Source organism: Phocaeicola coprophilus DSM 18228 = JCM 13818 (assembly GCF_000157915.1).
Lineage (GTDB): Bacteria > Bacteroidota > Bacteroidia > Bacteroidales > Bacteroidaceae > Phocaeicola > Phocaeicola coprophilus.
Map to the genome: position 1 here is coordinate 1 of NZ_EQ973664.1, position 749 is coordinate 749.

General features: G+C 37.5%; 1 protein-coding gene and 1 pseudogene. One reads left to right on the plus strand and one right to left on the minus strand.

The genetic code is table 11. The annotated features are described in order from the left end of the window. Nucleotides 1-318, plus strand: a pseudogene (locus tag BACCOPRO_RS18165) (hypothetical protein); the annotation flags it as partial. Here BACCOPRO_RS18165 and BACCOPRO_RS16830 read toward each other — a convergent pair. Continuing rightward, nucleotides 299-749: hypothetical protein (locus BACCOPRO_RS16830; protein WP_008145540.1), on the minus strand; the 451-nt coding region annotated here is incomplete at its 5' end. The pseudogene BACCOPRO_RS18165 and the gene BACCOPRO_RS16830 overlap by 20 nt on opposite strands.

Genomic DNA, 749 nt, shown 5'->3' on the forward strand with positions numbered 1-749 from the left:
TATACTGCCATGCACAGTATGCAGCGTATGAGCAGTTTCGGCAAGTTCAGGGAAATGATAGGGGATGAAGCGTTGAACGAGTTCCGGGACGAGGACTTGGAGTTGAACGTGGAAGGTCTTAATGTGGAGGATGGTGTTTATACCTGGTATATGTCCGTAAAAGATGGTGTTGCGGACTGGTTTAATATGGAAACCGGAGAAGCATTGTGCCGTTATGAGGTAACGAGTAAGGACGAACTTCTTCAGGAAATTTATCTTGAGGAGATAAAAAACCTCCTTGTTGATTGTTGGATGAAATTTATTTGGCGTATGGTTTGAGCGTAACGTATTCTCTGGACATTCCTATTTCTCCGAATTCTCCACTTCTATCGTAGAATGAGAATTGTTCTTTATTTAGTCTGTCTATATCCCAGTAGTGTTTGTTACCAAAATAAATGGTATTAAATGCAGGGTCATAGAATGACCATTGTCTAGTGGTTTTGTTTATGTGTTCGGTCCCTTCTGAATCTGTTGTAATGATGATGTGTTCGTATGTGCCATCTTCATTAAAATTATAAGCGTCCTGGTATGTAGTGCCGTTTTCATTGTTAATTTTATCTCTGCACCAAATAGTATCGCATATTAATGAAATGATTTTGTTCTGTCCGTCATTGTAATAACCTTCTTTTTCAATGCAGCTTTGTAAAGTGATTATTAGGATAGCTAATATTACTTTTTTCATAAGAAAATCAATTGGTACTTTACAAAGA